The following is a 15,568-nucleotide window of genomic DNA, read 5'->3' as shown; positions in this document are numbered from 1 at the left end:
GCCTCCATCCCCTGCAAGAACAAGGAATACCGAATGATCCCGATTTTTATTGGATACGACCCCCGGGAAGCCGTTGCGTACCACGTGTGCAGCAACAGCATCGTGCGCCAGGTGTCGCAACCCGTGTCCTTGAATCCGCTGGCCCTGCGCAACCTGGGCTTTTATGTCGAGAAACACACCGACGGCAGCAACCACTTCATCTACAGCCGCTTCCTGGTCCCGCACCTGATGGAGCACCGCGGCTGGGCCATCTTCATGGACGGCGACATGCTGCTGCGCGACGACATCACCCGCCTGTGGGAGCTTCGCGACCCGACCAAGGCCGTGATGGTGGTCAAGCACGACTACAAGACCCGCATGACCGAGAAGTACCTGGGGTCGAAGAATGAAAACTATCCGCGCAAGAACTGGTCGAGCGTGGTGCTGTGGAATTGCGAGCACCCGGCCAACCGCGCCCTCACCCCGGAATTCGTGCAGGGCGCGACGGGTGCCCAGTTGCACCGCTTCACCTGGCTGGATGACGAGCTGATCGGCGAACTTCCCAAAGTCTGGAACTGGCTCCCCGATGAGTTCGGCGCCAATCCCGAGGCCAAGCTCCTTCATTTCACGCTGGGCACCCCCTGCTTCCACGAATTCGCCACCACGCCCATGGCGGACGAATGGCACAGGGAAAGAATGTTGATGGACTATTCACTTCAACGCGTTACCCCACAACCCTGAGTCAATCATGAAAAGAAAAATTTGTGTCGTTGTCGGCTCGCGGGCCAACTACAGCAGCATCAAGGCCGTCATGCGCGCGGTGGATGCGCACCCTGACCTCGAACTCCAGGTCGTCGCCGGGGCTTCCGCGCTTCTGGACCGCTATGGCGCTGTGGTCGACATCATGGAAAAAGACGGCTTCAAGATCGATGCCCGGTTGTTCATGCTCGTCGAGGGCGAAACGCCGGCCACCATGGCCAAGTCCACCGGGCTGGGGTTGATCGAGCTGCCGACCATCTTCGAGAGGCTGCAACCGGACGTGGTACTGACGGTCGGCGACCGTTTTGAAACCATGGCGACCACGCTGGCCGCGGCGTACATGAATATCCCGCTGGCGCACACCATGGGCGGCGAGGTGTCGGGCAACATCGACGAAAACATCCGCCACGCCATCACCAAGTTCGCGACCATTCACTTTCCCGCCTCCGAAGACGCCCGCAACCGCATCGTCAAACTCGGGGAACAGCCGGACACCGTTCACAACGTCGGCTGCCCGCGCATGGACCTGGTGGCCGGCTTTCTACGCAACGAAACCGAGGTCAGCAACCAGCTGCTGAGCGAAGGCGTGGGCAGCAGCTTTGACGTCAAGGGCGATTTCCTGCTGGTGTCGCAGCATCCTGTCACCGGCGAATACGGCAGCGGCGAGCGGCAGGTCGCGGCGACGCTGGGCGCCTGCCTCGAGCTCGGCATGCAGACCCTGGTGCTGTGGCCCAACGCCGACGCCGGCTCCGAGGATGTTGCGCGCGGCATCCGCAAGTTCCGCGAGCAGCATCCGGACGCGCCTTTCAGGTACGTGAAAAACCTCCCGCCTGAAATCTACATGCCGCTCATGGCCCGCACGCGCTGCCTGATCGGGAACTCCTCGAGCGCCATCCGCGAGGGGGCGTTCATCGGGACACCCGCCGTCAACATCGGCTCACGCCAGACGGCACGGGAGCGCGGGCAGAACGTGATCGATGCCGGCTACACCCAGGCCGAAATCCTGGCGGCCATCCGTGACCGCCTGAAGACGGGGCGTTTGCCCTCGAACCCCATTTATGGCGACGGCCATGCCGGGCCGCGCATCGCCGAGATTCTGGCGACCGCGACATTCAACATCAACAAAGTCATCACGTACTGAGCAGTACGGCAATGCAGAGGGAGCCGGTTATGCAAATGCTTGAGCAAGGCGCTGTCGCCGACGAGTCTTCGATCGCCGAAGGCGTGGAGCGCCTGAAGCCGTGGCGCTACGGCCACAGCAATGGCCGCAGCGCGCCCATCGAAGGGGATCCGAGCATCGCGGCCATCGAGCGGAATTTCGACTCGCGCGCGGAATTGACGGCGATGTTTGAATCGATCCTCGACGGGCGCAGCGCAAGCCAGCTGCGGGTGCTCGACATGGGCTGCCTGGAAGGCCACTACACGGCGCTCATCGCCGGGATGGGCTTCAAGGAAGTGGTCGGCATCGACATCAGCGACGAGCATCTACGCCGGGCCGAATTCCTGCTGGGCCAGTACCACGGCTTTAGCAACTACAAGCTGGTGCACTGCGCCGCCACCGACATCGAGGGAATCAGGGCGCTGGGAAAATTCGACATCATTCTTTGCCACGGCCTTTTGTACCACCTGAAAGACCCGCTGCTGGTGTTCGACATGTTCGAGGAACTGGCCGATCCCGCAAAGCCGCTGATTGTCTTGCTGAACACGCAGTTCAAGGGGGACTTCTTCAACCTGGTGACGCGTTCGCCGCTGGCCGAGCTTCAGGTGAAGTTCACCATGGATGCATCCAATTCGGTGGCCGCCAAATACCTGTATTCACCCAAGGACCAGTCCGTCTTCGAGCGCTTGTCCCTGCGCCTGAATCCGGCGGCGCTTCACGCGACGCTGCAGCAATATGGCTACCAGGAAGTCGCGTCGCTCGATACCCCGCGCGGCACGCGTTTCGGCTACTCGATGAACCTGATTTGCCGCAAAGCCCCGCGTGGCGACGCGCCTCGGGCCCTGTCCTGGCTGAGCACGGAAAAACTGCGCCCGGTGTCGGCTTCCGCCACAGCCTGGAGCGGCCGCTCGGTCGACGGGTTTCACTTCGACAAAAATTTCCTGATCCGCGCGTGGCTCGGCCTGGACTGGTTTTTCCGCAAGGCAATCCACGTCATCACGGTGCGCCAGAAAATACGCTACCGGGCCAAAATCCGGTGAAAACCCGCACCGGCCGGTGCCATCCACGCGAGCAGACAAGGACGATTGATTCGTTTCCCCCATGTCCATGAGCCCATTGCGCATCGCCGCCGTGATCCCGGCCCGGGGTGGGTCAAAAGGCATTCCCTATAAAAACCTCGCCGATCTCGGCGGGCGGCCGCTGATCGCCTGGACCATCGCCGCCGCGAAAGCCGCGCACGGACTGGATCGGGTCATCGTATCGACCGACGACGAGAAGATCGCGGCGGCCGCCGCGGAGCATGGCGCCGAGGTGCCCTTTCTGCGCCCGGCCGAGTTTTCCGGCGACAACGCGCCGGCGCTCGATGTGATCAGGCACGCGCTCCAGGCGCTCAGGGCGCGGGACGGCCAGCCCTACGATGCGATTGCCTACCTGCAGCCGACGTCCCCCTTTCGCAGCACCGCCCAGCTCACGGAAGCGATTGCCCTGTTCGCCCGGGAAAAACCCGACACCCTGGTGAGCGTGACGGCCGTTCCGCACAACATGGTGCCGGCATCCCTCATGCAGCCCCTGGGGCCGTCGGCGCCGCTGATGCTCCAGTCCCCGGCCGGGCAGAAACTGCGGCGCCAGGAAAAGGAAAAACTGTTCGCGCGAAACGGCCCGGCCATCCTGATTGTTTCGGCCGCCGACGCGCAATTGCACGGCCGGCTGTATGGGGAGCGTGTGCTGGGCTTTGAAATGGACCGCCTGTCATCGCTGGACATCGACGATCCGATCGACCTGGAGATGGCAAGGCACTTGCTTCCGCTGCTGCAACACCCATCCAGTCCCGCCCTGTGAGCAGTTCCCGCATGCTGACCAATACGGCCTGGAACCTGGCGGGGTTGGGCGTGCCCATTCTCGCAGCGGTCGTGGCCATGCCCTTGCTGATCAGCCAGCTGGGCGATGCGCGGTTCGGCATACTCGCGCTCGGCTGGATGGTCACCGGCTACTTCGCCCTGTTCGATTTCGGGGTCGGAAGGGCCACCACGCGCAGCATGGCGGCGCTGCGCGGGGCCGCGGCGGAGGGCGAACATGCCGCGGTCTTCTGGAATTCCCTCTATGCGCATGCCATCCTGGCGGCGCTGGGAGGCCTGCTTTTTGCCGCCGCCGTGCCCTGGTTTGTCGACACCGCATTTGCCATCCCGCCCGTGCTGCGAAGCGAGGCTTACGCGGCCTTTTACTGGCTGGCGTTCTCGGTGCCGGCGCTGGTCCTGGCGTCGGCCCTGCGCGGCCCGCTGGAGGCGGAGCAGCGCTTTGACCTGGTCAATGCGGTGAAGATGCCGATCAGCGCGCTGAACTACCTGGCGCCCCTGCTGGCGCTGCAATTCACGCAACGCATTGACGCCGTCATCGCCGTGATCGCCTTGTCGCGCTGGCTGGCGACGCTGGTCTACGCCGTGCTGTGCCGGCGGGCCGTCCGGCTGCGGCCGGGCCACCGGGCGCCGCGCCGGGGCACGATCACGGACTTGCTGAAGGACGGGGGTTGGCTGACCGTCACCAGCGTCGCCGTTCCGGCCATCATGATGCTGGACCGCGGCCTGATCGCGCGGCTGGTGTCCCTGGAAGCGGTCACCTACTATGTGGTGCCCTACGAAGTGGTCACGAAAATGTGGGTGCTCTCGGCCAGCCTGCTGGGGGCGGCCTACCCCCTGATGAGCGCCAGCAAGGGGCATGACCTGCACCGGCTTTGCGACCAGAGCCTGCGCTGGCTGCTGGTCACGGCAACGCCGGCGACGCTGGTGGCCGTCATATTCGCCGACGACCTGCTGCGCCTGTGGGTCGGCCCTCATATCGCGGCACACGGTGCCCCGGTGATGCAGTGGCTGGCCGTCGGCGTCTGGGTCAACATCCTCGCGCAGGTCCCCCTGACCGCATTGCAGGCCTCGGGCCGCGCCAGCATCGTCGGCGGCATCCAGCTGCTCGAGCTGCCTGTTTATGCCGCGCTGGCCTGGTGCCTGATCCTGCGCTACGGCACCACGGGCGCCGCCGCGGCCTGGGCGATCAGGGCCGCGATCGAATGGCTGGCCCTGAGTTTTTCCCTGCACCGGACCGAGGCGCGCCCGGGCCGCTGGCCGGGCATCTCCGCGCTTCGCTTCTGCCTGCTGTGCGCAACGATAATTGCAAGCGGCCTGGCCGCCCGCGCAACGCCATTTGCCGTAAAGTGCCTGCTCGCCCTGGCCCTGGTCGCCGGCCTGGCGGCCTGGCATTGGCGCTACCTGCTGACCGCCGAGGAACGCGGCAAGCTCTTGGGACGTATCCGCGGCGCGCGGCCACACAATAACCAGCCATGAACAGCATGCCTCTTGTCTCCATCGTCGTGCCGGCCTACAACCACGCAGGCTATTTGAAGGAATGCATCGAGAGCGTCCTGGCCCAGGACTATCCGCAGGTGGAACTGATCGTGCTCGATGACGGTTCGACCGACGCGACGCCCGGCGTGCTGCGCGCTTACGGACAGCGCTTTCACTGGGAAAGCCAGGCCAACATGGGGCAATCGGCCACCCTCAACAAGGGCTGGGGCATGGCCCGGGGAGAGATCCTGGGCTACCTGAGCGCCGACGACGCCCTGCGGCCGCGGGCGGTATCCGAAGCCGTGGCCGTGCTCAATGCCAGGCCGGAGATCGTCGCGACCTACAGCGATTTCGACTTGATCGACGAGCAGTCGCGAGCCGTCAGGACCATCGCCGCGCGTGACTTCGACGCGCGGGACCTGGTGCTGGACCTGGTCTGCCAGCCCGGGCCCGGAGCCTTCTTCCGGCGTGACGCCTTCCTGCGGGCCGGGCCCTGGAATCCGGAATTGCGCCAGAATCCCGACCTGGATTTCTGGCTGAGGCTTTCCCTGGTCGGAAATTTCCTGAGGATACCCAAGGTACTGGCCGGGTTTCGTGTCCATGAAGGCTCCGCGACCTACCAGTCCACCAACGTCAGCAGGGCCGATGAACCCGTTTTGGTGACCCGCCGCTTCGTCGCCACCGCGGGCCTGCCTGACTGGATCGCCGCGGCAAGCCGTCGGGTCGTCGCAACAGGCTACATCGCCAGCGCGCAGTTGCATTTGCGCGCGGGCCGGCCCGTCATGGCCTTGCAGAGGATAGCTTGCGCCATGCGCGCGAGCATTGTGACGCTGCTCTCCGCACGCGCGGCGCATTTGTTGCTCAGCGCCGTGACAGGGCGGTTTTTCCACCGGGTCCGTTCCACCTGGGCGAGGTGGAGCGCATGATGCGCCGGCCCCCCAAACCCGTTTTTTCCGGCGGCGCCCCACGATGAAAATCACTGAGAGTTATCCCGGCCTGCTGTTTCTGCTGGTCCTCGCGGTTTACCTGCCGGGGCTGCTTGCCGCCGTGCGTCTTCCCAAGCTCGCGGCCATGCCCGTCGTGACCTTCACCTTCCTGGGGATGTTTCTTTTCACCGCGGCGGGAAGCTGGCAGGTCATGACGCAAACACACTATCTGCCTCGTTTGACAAGCGAGGGAGTCTGGATCTCCGTTGCCGCGGGCACGCTGGGAAGCGGCCAGTTCGTCGTCATGCTGCTGACGCAGGCCTTGTTGTTCTATGCGATAGCCGGCCCCTACGTCTACCTGAAAAGGGAGGTCGCGGTGGCGGCACCGGCGGCCGCGCCAGCGGACGAGGTGGTGCGGGCGCTTCTCGCGCTGGGAATGGTGATCGTCCTGTTCCTGTATTACCTCAAGGTCGGCCGGTTCTTGCTGTTTGACCTGCTCGCCGGCAAGATCAACCGGATCAACATCCTCGAGTTCCGGGCCCTGACTTACGGATTGAAGGAGTACCCCTTCTTTCGCCTGGGTTTCCTGGTCTTTCCCGCGCTGGTGGCGGCTTTGTCGATCGGCATCGCCTCCGCGCGGGGCCGCATGAAGTTTTCCGACCTCCTGTGGATCGCCGCCTGTCTCGTTCCGCCCTTGCTGCTGGCTGAAAAAGCGGCCATCCTGAACATGTCGGCCGTGCTGTTCATCGCCTACGGCATCCACCTGGGCCGGCATGGGCGCGCCCTGGGTTCCGCGCTGAACGGCAAAGCCCTTGCCGCCATTGCCCTGGCATTCGTGCCGACGGCGGCGACCTACTTCATTTACTTCAATACCGCGAGCGACAGCCTGCGCGAGATAGCCAGCCAGTTTCTTTTCCGGATAACAGGCGTCTATTCCCAGGCGCTGGCCGCCACCGTGGGATTCGTGGAGGCCCACGGCTACCTGCACGGGACAACACTGCCCAACCTCAAGGGGTTGCTCCCGCACGAGCGCTTCAACCTCGAAGCGGCGATGCAGCTTTTCCTCGGCGGCCTGGAGGTGAGTTCACAATCCGCGGTGGCGGGCGCCACGCCCGTGCCCGCCACCGGCGAGGGTTATGTCAACTTCGGCTGGCCGGGCTTCGTGCTGTTCGGCGGCATCTCCTTCCTGTGCATGGTCCTGATACAGGAAGTGCTGTTGCGAATCCGCGCGGGCGCGACGGCCTGGGCACTCTCGGCCTGGTACGGCTATCTCGGCTTCACACTTTTTACGACCAGCCTTTTCGCCACCTTCATTTCCTTGATCCACACCGTCGTCGCGGTGGGCGTCATTGCGCTATGGCATGTGGCCGGACGCTTTCTGGACCGCAAGCAGCCATGAGAAACGCCGGGACCGGAATCAACAGGAAGGTGCTGGTCGTGCTGCCTTCGCCGATCATGGCGCGCAATTTTCTGCGCACCGACATCCTGCGCCTCCTGGGCTCGGGCGAAGAGACCGAAATTACCGTGGTCTCACCGAACCCCGATGATCGCGAGCTGGTGGAAAAAAACGGGGCGACGTGGCATCCCTACTTTCATCCCCGGCGTTCAAAGATCGCCGGCGAGGAAGGGCTCCTGGCGCGGCTGTTGAGGGCGGGCCGCTACGCCCGCTACCTGGCAGGCCTCTTTCTGCACATGGGCCTGACCTACCGCATCAACACGCTATCGGGTTTTGAGGGATTCTCGGCGCGCCTGCGGCAATCCTTCGGCCTGCGCAAAACCTATCTGCGCGAAGGCCTGCCCATGTCCCGCGTGTTCGGCTTTCCTTTCCCGAAAAGCCTGCCGCTGTACCGCTTTCTCTACCGCTGCTACTACGGGCGCTGGCAGAGCTTCGGGCCGGTCGAGAACTTGATCGCGCAAGTCCAGCCCGACCTCATGATCCTGTCCATGGTGCAGACCCACATGGTCACGCCCTATGCCTTGGCGGCGCGCCATCTCAAGGTGAGGATACTGGGCATCAACGGAAGCTGGGACCAGCCCACCACCAAGGGGCCGGTGTGCCCCGGCATTGAACGCATCGTGGTCCAGAACGACATCGTGCGGGATGAGCTGGTTCGGTACCACCAGATCGCCCCCGGAAAAATAAAGCCCATAGGCTGGCTGCAGATGGACGCCTACTTCCACCAGTCGGAGGTGGCCCGCGAAGAAGTGCTGCGGCGCGCGGGCATACCCGCCGGGCACCGCTACATCCTGTTCGCGGCCAATGCGCCCAGGCTGGGCCTGCATGAGCCGGAAGTGTTCAAGCAGCTGGCCATGCAGGTCCAGGCGAACACATTCGGCGCGGACGTCACCCTCGTCTGCCGCTGCCACCCCCAGGACCGCGACTGGCGCGCTCGCTGGGGATGGGCCTTGGCCATGGAGCGGGTCGTGGTCGACCCGCCCGACCTCGGGCCTCTCGGCCATCTGGCCTCCATGGTCCGCCATGCGGGTGTGGTCATCGCATCGGCGGGGTCCATCAACCTGGACGCCGTGGCGCTGGACACACCGACCATAGGCCTGGCCTGGGAAGACCCGGGCCTGCCCTATTGGGACCGGCCGGCCCGCGCTTATGATCTTGAGCATTTGCGCGAATTGCGCCATGAATCGGGAATGATGTTTGCCCGCGACCTTGCTGAACTGCTTGCGGCCTGCGCACGCTATCTTGCCGACCGGGGGGCTGACGCCGAAGGAAGAGAGCGGCTCAGGCAGCGCTACCTGTACCGCCTCGATGGCGGCGCGGCGGCCCGCCTTGCCGGCGAGGTCAAGGAGATGCTGGCATGACACTTTTTGTGGTCACCGGGGCCAACGGTTTTATCGGCCGCCATCTGGTCGCCAGCCTGGTCTCGGACGGCGTGCGGGTCCGGGCCTTGACCCGCAAGCAGCCCGACGCCAAAGACAGGATTCCCGGCATCGAATGGGTTGTCGGCGACACGGCCGACCGCGAGACCTGGGAAAAGCTGGTGGAGAAGGACTGCATCGTGGTCAACCTCGCCTTCTCCAACACCCGGGCCGGCGCGGCCGCCGTAGACGCGACGGCCCAGATGATCGAAGTCTGCGCCAACGCCGGAATCGCCCACCTGATCCACTGCAGCACCGTGTCCGTTTACGGCCGGGCGGATGAAACCATCCTGACCGAAAACTCGCGCTGCACCCCGCTGGATGCCTACGGCCAGGTGAAGCTGCGCGTGGAGCAGGTGCTGGCCGACAAGGTCAGGGGAAGGTTCTCGGTCACCATCATCCGACCCTCCGCGGTATTCGGGGAAGGCGGTGAAGCGCTGATCAAGCTGCTGGATGAGCTGCTCGAGGGAAGCCGGACCGTCAACTACCTGCGATCCTCCATGTTCGGCGGGCGCAAGACGCACCTTGTTCCCGTGGAAACCGTGGTCGCCGCGCTCAGGTTTATCGGCGCCAGGCCGGGACCGGACGGCATAGAAATGTTCATCGTGTCCGACGACGACGACCCCTTCAACAATTTCCGCGATGTCGAGCGGGTGCTCATGAATGAGCTGAAACTGCCGCCTTACCGCATCCCCCGCCTCCCGCTGCCCCGCATCCTGCTTGAGACATTGATGCGGATCATGGGCCGTGCGAACGTCAACACCCGCACCGAGTACCGCTGCGACAAGCTGTCCAACAGCGGATTCGTCAAGCCGGTGACGCTGAAAGCGGCGCTGCAACAATTCGCGGCGACGCACAAAGCCCTGCATGGCAACAACACGCCATGAGGGTCCTGAACGTCAACCACCTCCTGGATCCGGAAACGGGAGGAGGAACCGCCGAGCGGACTTTCCAGCTCAGCCGCTTTTTGCGCAAGGCGGGCGTCCAGACCAGCGTTCTGGCGCTCGACATCGGCCTGAGCCAGGCGCGGCGGGACACGCTTGAGGGCGTGAAGGTGGTGGCGCTGCCCTGCCTGAACCGGCGTTATTTTGTGCCGTGGACGTCACCGGGCGCCATCCACGCATTGGTCGCGGATGCGGACGTGGTTCATCTCTCGGGGCATTGGACCCTCTTGAATGCGTTCGTGCACAAGTCCTGCCGCCGGCAGGGCAAGCCCCTTGTTTTTTGCCCCGCCGGGGCGCTGACAAGCTTCGGCCGCTCCCTCAAGCTCAAGCGCGCCTACGATGCGTGGGTTGGCCGCGAACTGGCCCAGTCCGCGGCGGCCTGTGTGGCCATTACCGACCAGGAGCGCGCGGATTTCGCCGCATACGGAGTGGCACCCGGGCGGGTGACGGTGATTCCCAACGGCATCGATCCCGGGCAGTACACCGGCAACCCGGACGCGGAACGCCGGGTTCGCGAGCGCCTGGGGATCGGGGCGGCGCCCTATGTCCTGTTCCTGGGCAGGCTTAACGCGATCAAGGGGCCGGACCTGCTGCTCGAGGCATTTTCAAGGGTCGCGGGCCGCTTCCCCGAGTTCCACCTGGTCTTTGCCGGCCCGGATGGAGGATTGTTGGCTTCCTTGATGGAAAGCGCCGGGCAAAGCACCCTGAAAGACAGAATACATTTCCCCGGCTACCTGGCCGGGGCGGACAAGACGGCAGCCCTGAGGGCCGCGACGCTGATGGCAATTCCGTCGCGCCGTGAAGCCATGTCCATTGTTGTGCTTGAGGCCGGGATATGCGGCACGCCGACCTTGTTTACCGATGCCTGCGGCCTGGAGGGCATCGCGGCCGAGGGCGCCGGAACCATGGTGGAGCCCTCCGCGGAGGCGCTGGCCGCCGGGCTGGCGGCTTTGCTGGCCGACAAGGCCTCCATGCGCGCGGCGGCCGCTCGCCTGGAAGCCCTGGTGCGCGAAAAATACCTCTGGGACATGCAGGCGGCACGTTATGTGGCCTTGTATGAGCAAATCCTCGGCAAAGCGCGCGCATGAGGCTGCTCGTCATCAGCCAATACTTTTGGCCGGAAAACTTCAGGATCAACGATCTCGTTGAGGGATTGCTTGAGCGCTCGCACGAAGTCACCGTGCTCACAGGCCTTCCCAACTACCCTTCCGGCAAGCTGTCCCCGGGATTTGGCTTTGGCGGCCCGTACACGGGCCGGTTCGGCGGCGCGCAAGTCATCCGCGTTCCACTGGTACCCCGGGGCAATGGGCGCGCCGTCCGGCTGGTCCTCAACTACCTGTCGTTTGCCTTGACGGCCAGCCTGCTGGGCGGCTGGCGCTGCAAAGGGCCTTATGACGCCATTCTGGTTTTTGAGCCTTCGCCGGTGACGGTCGGCATACCGGCCCGCGTCATTTCAAGCTTAAAAGCCGCGCCCATCCTGTTTTGGGTTCAGGATTTGTGGCCCGAAAGCCTCTCCGCCACCGGAGCGGTCAAGTCGCCGCGGGCCCTGAACGCGGTCGCCGGCCTGGTGCGCTGGATTTACCGGGGCTGCGCGAAAGTACTCGTCCAATCCGAAGCCTTTGTGCAGCCGCTGCTGGACCTGGGCGTGGAGGCGGACAAAATCCGGTACTTTCCCAATAGCGCGGAGGCGATATACCAGGCACCGCCCGCCGGCCAGGCATGGACCGCCCCTGCCTTGCCCACCGGCTTTCGCGTCATGTTCGCGGGGAATATCGGAGCGGCGCAATCCATCGAAACCATGCTGGCGGCCGCGGAAATCCTGCGGGATCACGGGGATATCCACTGGATTGTCGTCGGGGACGGCCGCCTGGCGCCATGGCTCAAAGAGGAAGTGGCGCGGCGGGAACTCGGTGCCCGTATTCATCTGGTGGGGCACTTTCCGCTGGCCGCCATGCCGCAGTGGTTTGCACAGGCCGACCTGATGTTCGCAAGCCTGCGCCGGGACCCGGTCTTTGCCCTGACCATCCCCTCCAAAATCCAGTCCTACCTGGCGTGCGCCAAACCCATTGTCGCGGCCCTGGACGGCGAAGGCGCCCGTGTCGTCAATGTCTCCGGCGCAGGCGTGGCCGTGCCCGCCGAAGACGCCCGGGCACTTGCCGAGGCTGTGCTGAAAATCTATAAAATGGACCCTTCCGGACGCAAGGTATTAGGAGACAATGGCCGGAAGTACTACGAAAAGCACTTTGACCGTGAAAAGCTTCTTGACAAACTGGACGAGTGGCTTTCTGAAGTAACAAAGAAATGACTGCCGGCGTACGCGGCCGATCCGGGGTGGCCGGCGGCGGCGCACCATGTGGGCTTGGACCAAGCCACCGGGATCCATCTCTGAATTTCAGCTGAAAGCGTGCCGGAAGAAGCCGATCTTCAGGCGCGCGTTCAGTTCAAGGTGTAGTTAAACCCTCGTGGCGCCCCATTTGGATTCCCGTCTTACATGACAGAGCATATTCACCGCCCGCCTCATTTTTTGAAGCGGGAACACCCAATCAATCGATGAGCACAGTACTGATTCTTGGCGCAAGCGGAATGCTGGGTAGCGCCGCCTTGCGGGTTTTCGCAGAATCCGGCGCGCATCAGGTTGTCGGTGCCATCCGCTCCAATGCCAGCAAGGCCCTGTTCCCGCCGAACCTGCGCAAACACCTTGTGGTCGGGGGGGACGTTGAAAACCCCGACTCGCTGATCCAGCTGTTCCAGACCGTGCGGCCGCAGGTGGTGATCAACTGCATCGGCCTGATCAAACAGCTGTCGCATGCCGGTGATGCGCTCAGCGCCATTCCGGTCAACGCCCTGCTGCCGCACCGCATAGCGCGACTGTGCGAGCTGGCGGGCGCGCGGCTGGTGCACGTCAGCACCGATTGCGTTTTTTCGGGAAAAAAAGGCGGCTACCTCGAGAGCGATGCGCCCGACGCGGAGGACTTGTACGGCCGCTCCAAGCTGCTGGGCGAGGTGGACTACCCGCACGCGATCACGTTGAGGACCTCCATCATCGGGCACGAGCTGGCCGGCGCCAACGGCCTGATCGGCTGGTTCCTGCAGCAGCAGGGCAGTTGCAAGGGCTATGACAAGGCGATTTTCTCGGGCCTGCCCACCGTGGAGCTGGCCCGCCTTGTCCGGGACGTCGTTCTGCCCAGGCCCGAGCTGCACGGCCTCTACCATGTGGCGTCGTCCCCCATCAACAAATATGAGCTCCTCACCATGGTTGCAGCCGCTTACGGAAAAAAAATCGAGATCACCCCGGACTCACGGCTGGTGATCGATCGTTCATTGAATGCGCAGCGTTTCAACGCGGCAACCGGCTACACCCCGCCGCCTTGGCCCGATCTCGTTGAGACCATGCACCGCTACGAGGTATCCCGCGATGTTTGACAACAAAGTCCTCTTGATCACGGGTGGGACCGGGTCCTTCGGCAATACGGTGCTCAAGCGCTTTCTCGCCACGGACGTGAAGGAAATCCGGGTCTTCAGCCGCGACGAAAAAAAGCAGGAGGACATGCGCATCGAGCTCGGCAACGACAAGGTGAAGTTCTACATCGGCGACGTGCGCTCATGCGAAAGCCTCACGCAGGCGATGGTCGGCGTTGACTATGTGTTTCACGCCGCGGCGCTCAAGCAGGTGCCCTCCTGCGAGTTTTACCCCATGGAGGCCGTGCGGACCAACGTGCTGGGCACCGAGAACGTCCTGAACGCCGCCATCGCCTCCGGTGTGAAACGGGTGGTGGTGCTGAGCACCGACAAGGCCGTGTATCCCATCAACGCGATGGGTATCTCCAAGGCCATGGCGGAAAAACTCATGGTGGCGCGCTCCCGCATGATTCCCGAATCGGGCCCGGTCATTTGCGCCACCCGCTACGGCAATGTGATGGCTTCGAGGGGTTCGGTCATCCCGCTGTTCGTGAACCAGCTCCGCGCCGGCCAGCCGCTGACCTTGACCGACCCGAAGATGACCCGCTTCCTGATGTCGCTCGAGGACTCCGTCGATCTCGTCCTGCATGCGTTTGAACACGCCCAGCAGGGCGACATCTTCATTCAGAAGTCCCCGGCCTCCACGGTCGCCGACCTGGCCCAGGCGCTGCAAGAGCTTTTCGGCCGCGAAGCGCCGGTGAACATCATCGGCACGCGCCACGGCGAAAAGCTCTACGAATCGCTGATTTCCAGGGAGGAAATGGCGAAGGCCGAAGACATGGGCCGCTATTACCGCATTCCGGCGGACAACCGCGACCTCAACTACAAGAAATACTTTGTCGAGGGAGAGCAAAACATCTCCGACCTGGACGACTACACCTCGCATAACACCGAGCGGCTTGACGTGCCGCAAATCAAATCGGTGCTGCTCAAGCTCAGCTACATCCAGGAGATGCTTGGTGCTTAAAGTCATGACGCTGGTCGGCACCCGGCCTGAACTGATCAAGATGAGCCGGGTCATCGCGGAGCTCGACAAGCAGGTCGCGCATGTCCTGGTGCATTCGGGGCAGAACTACGACTACGAGCTGAACCAGGTTTTTTTCGATGAGCTGGGCATCCGCAAGCCCGATCACTTTCTCGAGGCAAGCGGCGAGACGCCCGCGCAGATGATCTCGGAAATCATCGCCAAGGCGGACGCCGTCTTTGCCGCGGAGAAACCCGACGCGCTGCTTTTGTACGGCGACACCAACACCTGCCTTGCCGTGATCGCCGCCAAGCGCCGCAAGATCCCCGTGTTCCACATGGAGGCGGGCAACCGCTGTTTCGACCAGCGGGTGCCGGAAGAGCTCAATCGCAAGGTGCTCGACCACCTGAGCGACATCAACCTGGTGCTGACCGAGCACGCCCGCAGGTACCTGCTGGCGGAGGGCATCCGCCCGGAAACCATCATCAAGACCGGCTCCCACATGGAAGAGGTGCTGGCGCACTACATGCCCGGGATTCTGGCGTCCACCGTGCTGGCGCGCGAAAACCTCACGAAGAACCGGTTTTTCATCGTGAGCGCGCACCGCGAGGAGAACGTCGACACGGCGGAAAACCTCGTCGACTTTCTGGACACCCTGCATGCACTCGCGGATGCCTACCAGTACCCGATCATCGTCTCCACCCATCCGCGTACGCGCAAGCGGCTTGAAGCCCTGGGCAAATCCCTGGATCATCCCCTGATCCGGTTTTCCAAGCCTTTCGGCCTGCTCGATTACATCCACCTGCAGATGGCGGCTTTCTGCGTCCTCTCGGACAGCGGAACCATCACCGAGGAAGCTTCCTTGCTGAATCTGCCGGCAATTACAATCCGGAACGCCCACGAGCGCCCCGAAGGCATGGACGAAGGCACCCTGGTCATGAGCGGCCTGAAGAAGGACCGCGTGCTGGACGCGATTCGTGTCGTGACGAACCAGCACGACCGCGAGAGCCGCGTGATGGCGGTGGTTCCCGACTATCAGGGTGGAGCGGTGTCCAAGCAGGTTGTCAGGATTGTGCTCAGCTATACCGACTATGTGAACCGGACGGTGTGGTCCCGGTGAACGCAAGCCCTTGGAACAGCCCCTCCGTCTGCGCCAGTAACGCAACGCAAGC

The 15,568-nt window shown here is 63.7% G+C and carries 14 protein-coding genes; all 14 read left to right on the top strand.

Features of this window, described 5'->3' with window-relative positions; all coding sequences use genetic code 11:
• The first annotated feature begins 33 nt into the window (after window positions 1-33).
• The 14 genes from ACEN9P_RS14395 to wecB all read left to right on the top strand — a co-directional run bounded on the left by ACEN9P_RS14395 (window position 34) and on the right by wecB (window position 15,516).
• Window positions 34-720, top strand: coding sequence for a glycosyltransferase (locus ACEN9P_RS14395; RefSeq protein WP_477663610.1), 687 nt, complete (start codon window positions 34-36; stop codon window positions 718-720).
• 7 nt (window positions 721-727) lie between these two features.
• Window positions 728-1,879 carry a UDP-N-acetylglucosamine 2-epimerase gene (neuC, locus tag ACEN9P_RS14390; protein ID WP_495619633.1) on the top strand — a complete coding sequence of 384 codons (1,152 nt, stop codon included), beginning with the start codon at window positions 728-730 and terminating at the stop codon, window positions 1,877-1,879.
• 29 nt (window positions 1,880-1,908) lie between these two features.
• Window positions 1,909-2,937 carry a class I SAM-dependent methyltransferase gene (locus ACEN9P_RS14385; protein WP_477663612.1) on the top strand — a complete coding sequence of 343 codons (1,029 nt, stop codon included), beginning with the start codon at window positions 1,909-1,911 and terminating at the stop codon, window positions 2,935-2,937.
• 67 nt (window positions 2,938-3,004) lie between these two features.
• Window positions 3,005-3,736, top strand: coding sequence for an acylneuraminate cytidylyltransferase family protein (locus tag ACEN9P_RS14380; protein ID WP_477663613.1), 732 nt, complete (start codon window positions 3,005-3,007; stop codon window positions 3,734-3,736).
• Window positions 3,733-5,229 (top strand): flippase, encoded by a 1,497-nt coding sequence (locus ACEN9P_RS14375; protein ID WP_495619632.1) that lies wholly within the window; start codon window positions 3,733-3,735, stop codon window positions 5,227-5,229. Before ACEN9P_RS14380 ends, ACEN9P_RS14375 begins: the two co-directional genes overlap by 4 nt.
• Complete coding sequence (locus tag ACEN9P_RS14370) at window positions 5,226-6,155, top strand: glycosyltransferase (RefSeq protein WP_477663615.1); 930 nt, start codon at window positions 5,226-5,228, stop codon at window positions 6,153-6,155. Before ACEN9P_RS14375 ends, ACEN9P_RS14370 begins: the two co-directional genes overlap by 4 nt.
• Before the next feature lie 43 nt (window positions 6,156-6,198).
• On the top strand, window positions 6,199-7,554 hold the full coding sequence (locus ACEN9P_RS14365) for a hypothetical protein (RefSeq protein ID WP_495619631.1): 1,356 nt from the start codon (window positions 6,199-6,201) through the stop codon (window positions 7,552-7,554).
• A complete protein-coding gene (locus ACEN9P_RS14360; protein ID WP_495619630.1) occupies window positions 7,551-8,972 on the top strand; it encodes a hypothetical protein in 1,422 nt (473 codons plus the stop codon). Before ACEN9P_RS14365 ends, ACEN9P_RS14360 begins: the two co-directional genes overlap by 4 nt.
• Window positions 8,969-9,916 (top strand): NAD-dependent epimerase/dehydratase family protein, encoded by a 948-nt coding sequence (locus ACEN9P_RS14355; RefSeq protein ID WP_477663618.1) that lies wholly within the window; start codon window positions 8,969-8,971, stop codon window positions 9,914-9,916. Before ACEN9P_RS14360 ends, ACEN9P_RS14355 begins: the two co-directional genes overlap by 4 nt.
• Window positions 9,913-11,061: a glycosyltransferase gene (locus tag ACEN9P_RS14350; RefSeq protein ID WP_495619629.1), complete on the top strand. Its 1,149-nt coding sequence runs from the start codon at window positions 9,913-9,915 to the stop codon at window positions 11,059-11,061. The genes ACEN9P_RS14355 and ACEN9P_RS14350 overlap by 4 nt, the downstream gene beginning before the upstream one ends.
• Entirely contained in the window at window positions 11,058-12,278 is a 1,221-nt protein-coding gene (locus ACEN9P_RS14345) for a glycosyltransferase family 4 protein (RefSeq protein WP_477663620.1), read from the top strand. Before ACEN9P_RS14350 ends, ACEN9P_RS14345 begins: the two co-directional genes overlap by 4 nt.
• A gap of 245 nt (window positions 12,279-12,523) precedes the next feature.
• The gene (locus ACEN9P_RS14340) at window positions 12,524-13,396 is read left to right on the top strand and encodes a dTDP-4-dehydrorhamnose reductase family protein (RefSeq protein WP_477663621.1); all 873 of its coding nucleotides are present in this window, start codon (window positions 12,524-12,526) and stop codon (window positions 13,394-13,396) included.
• A complete protein-coding gene (locus tag ACEN9P_RS14335; protein WP_477663622.1) occupies window positions 13,389-14,399 on the top strand; it encodes a polysaccharide biosynthesis protein in 1,011 nt (336 codons plus the stop codon). Before ACEN9P_RS14340 ends, ACEN9P_RS14335 begins: the two co-directional genes overlap by 8 nt.
• Entirely contained in the window at window positions 14,392-15,516 is a 1,125-nt protein-coding gene (gene wecB / locus ACEN9P_RS14330; RefSeq protein WP_477663623.1) for a non-hydrolyzing UDP-N-acetylglucosamine 2-epimerase, read from the top strand. Before ACEN9P_RS14335 ends, wecB begins: the two co-directional genes overlap by 8 nt.
• Window positions 15,517-15,568: the final 52 nt, after the last annotated feature.

The sequence above is a fragment of the Polaromonas sp. Polasp52 genome (genome assembly GCF_059491565.1).
Note: the sequence above shows the minus strand (reverse complement) of the source record. Positions and strands in the feature narration are given on the sequence as shown.

Excerpts from the sequence above, each read along its gene's own strand:
- ACEN9P_RS14380 (WP_477663613.1), top strand. The coding sequence starts at position 3,005 with ATGAGCCCATTGCGCATCGCCGCCGTGATCCCGGCCCGGGGTGGGTCA.
- ACEN9P_RS14355 (WP_477663618.1), top strand. The coding sequence starts at position 8,969 with ATGACACTTTTTGTGGTCACCGGGGCCAACGGTTTTATCGGCCGCCAT.
- ACEN9P_RS14370 (WP_477663615.1), top strand. The coding sequence starts at position 5,226 with ATGAACAGCATGCCTCTTGTCTCCATCGTCGTGCCGGCCTACAACCAC.
- ACEN9P_RS14385 (WP_477663612.1), top strand. The coding sequence starts at position 1,909 with ATGCAAATGCTTGAGCAAGGCGCTGTCGCCGACGAGTCTTCGATCGCC.
- ACEN9P_RS14345 (WP_477663620.1), top strand. The coding sequence starts at position 11,058 with ATGAGGCTGCTCGTCATCAGCCAATACTTTTGGCCGGAAAACTTCAGG.
- ACEN9P_RS14350 (WP_495619629.1), top strand. The coding sequence starts at position 9,913 with ATGAGGGTCCTGAACGTCAACCACCTCCTGGATCCGGAAACGGGAGGA.
- ACEN9P_RS14335 (WP_477663622.1), top strand. The coding sequence starts at position 13,389 with ATGTTTGACAACAAAGTCCTCTTGATCACGGGTGGGACCGGGTCCTTC.
- ACEN9P_RS14360 (WP_495619630.1), top strand. The coding sequence starts at position 7,551 with ATGAGAAACGCCGGGACCGGAATCAACAGGAAGGTGCTGGTCGTGCTG.
- neuC (WP_495619633.1), top strand. The coding sequence starts at position 728 with ATGAAAAGAAAAATTTGTGTCGTTGTCGGCTCGCGGGCCAACTACAGC.
- ACEN9P_RS14395 (WP_477663610.1), top strand. The coding sequence starts at position 34 with ATGATCCCGATTTTTATTGGATACGACCCCCGGGAAGCCGTTGCGTAC.
- ACEN9P_RS14340 (WP_477663621.1), top strand. The coding sequence starts at position 12,524 with ATGAGCACAGTACTGATTCTTGGCGCAAGCGGAATGCTGGGTAGCGCC.
- ACEN9P_RS14365 (WP_495619631.1), top strand. The coding sequence starts at position 6,199 with ATGAAAATCACTGAGAGTTATCCCGGCCTGCTGTTTCTGCTGGTCCTC.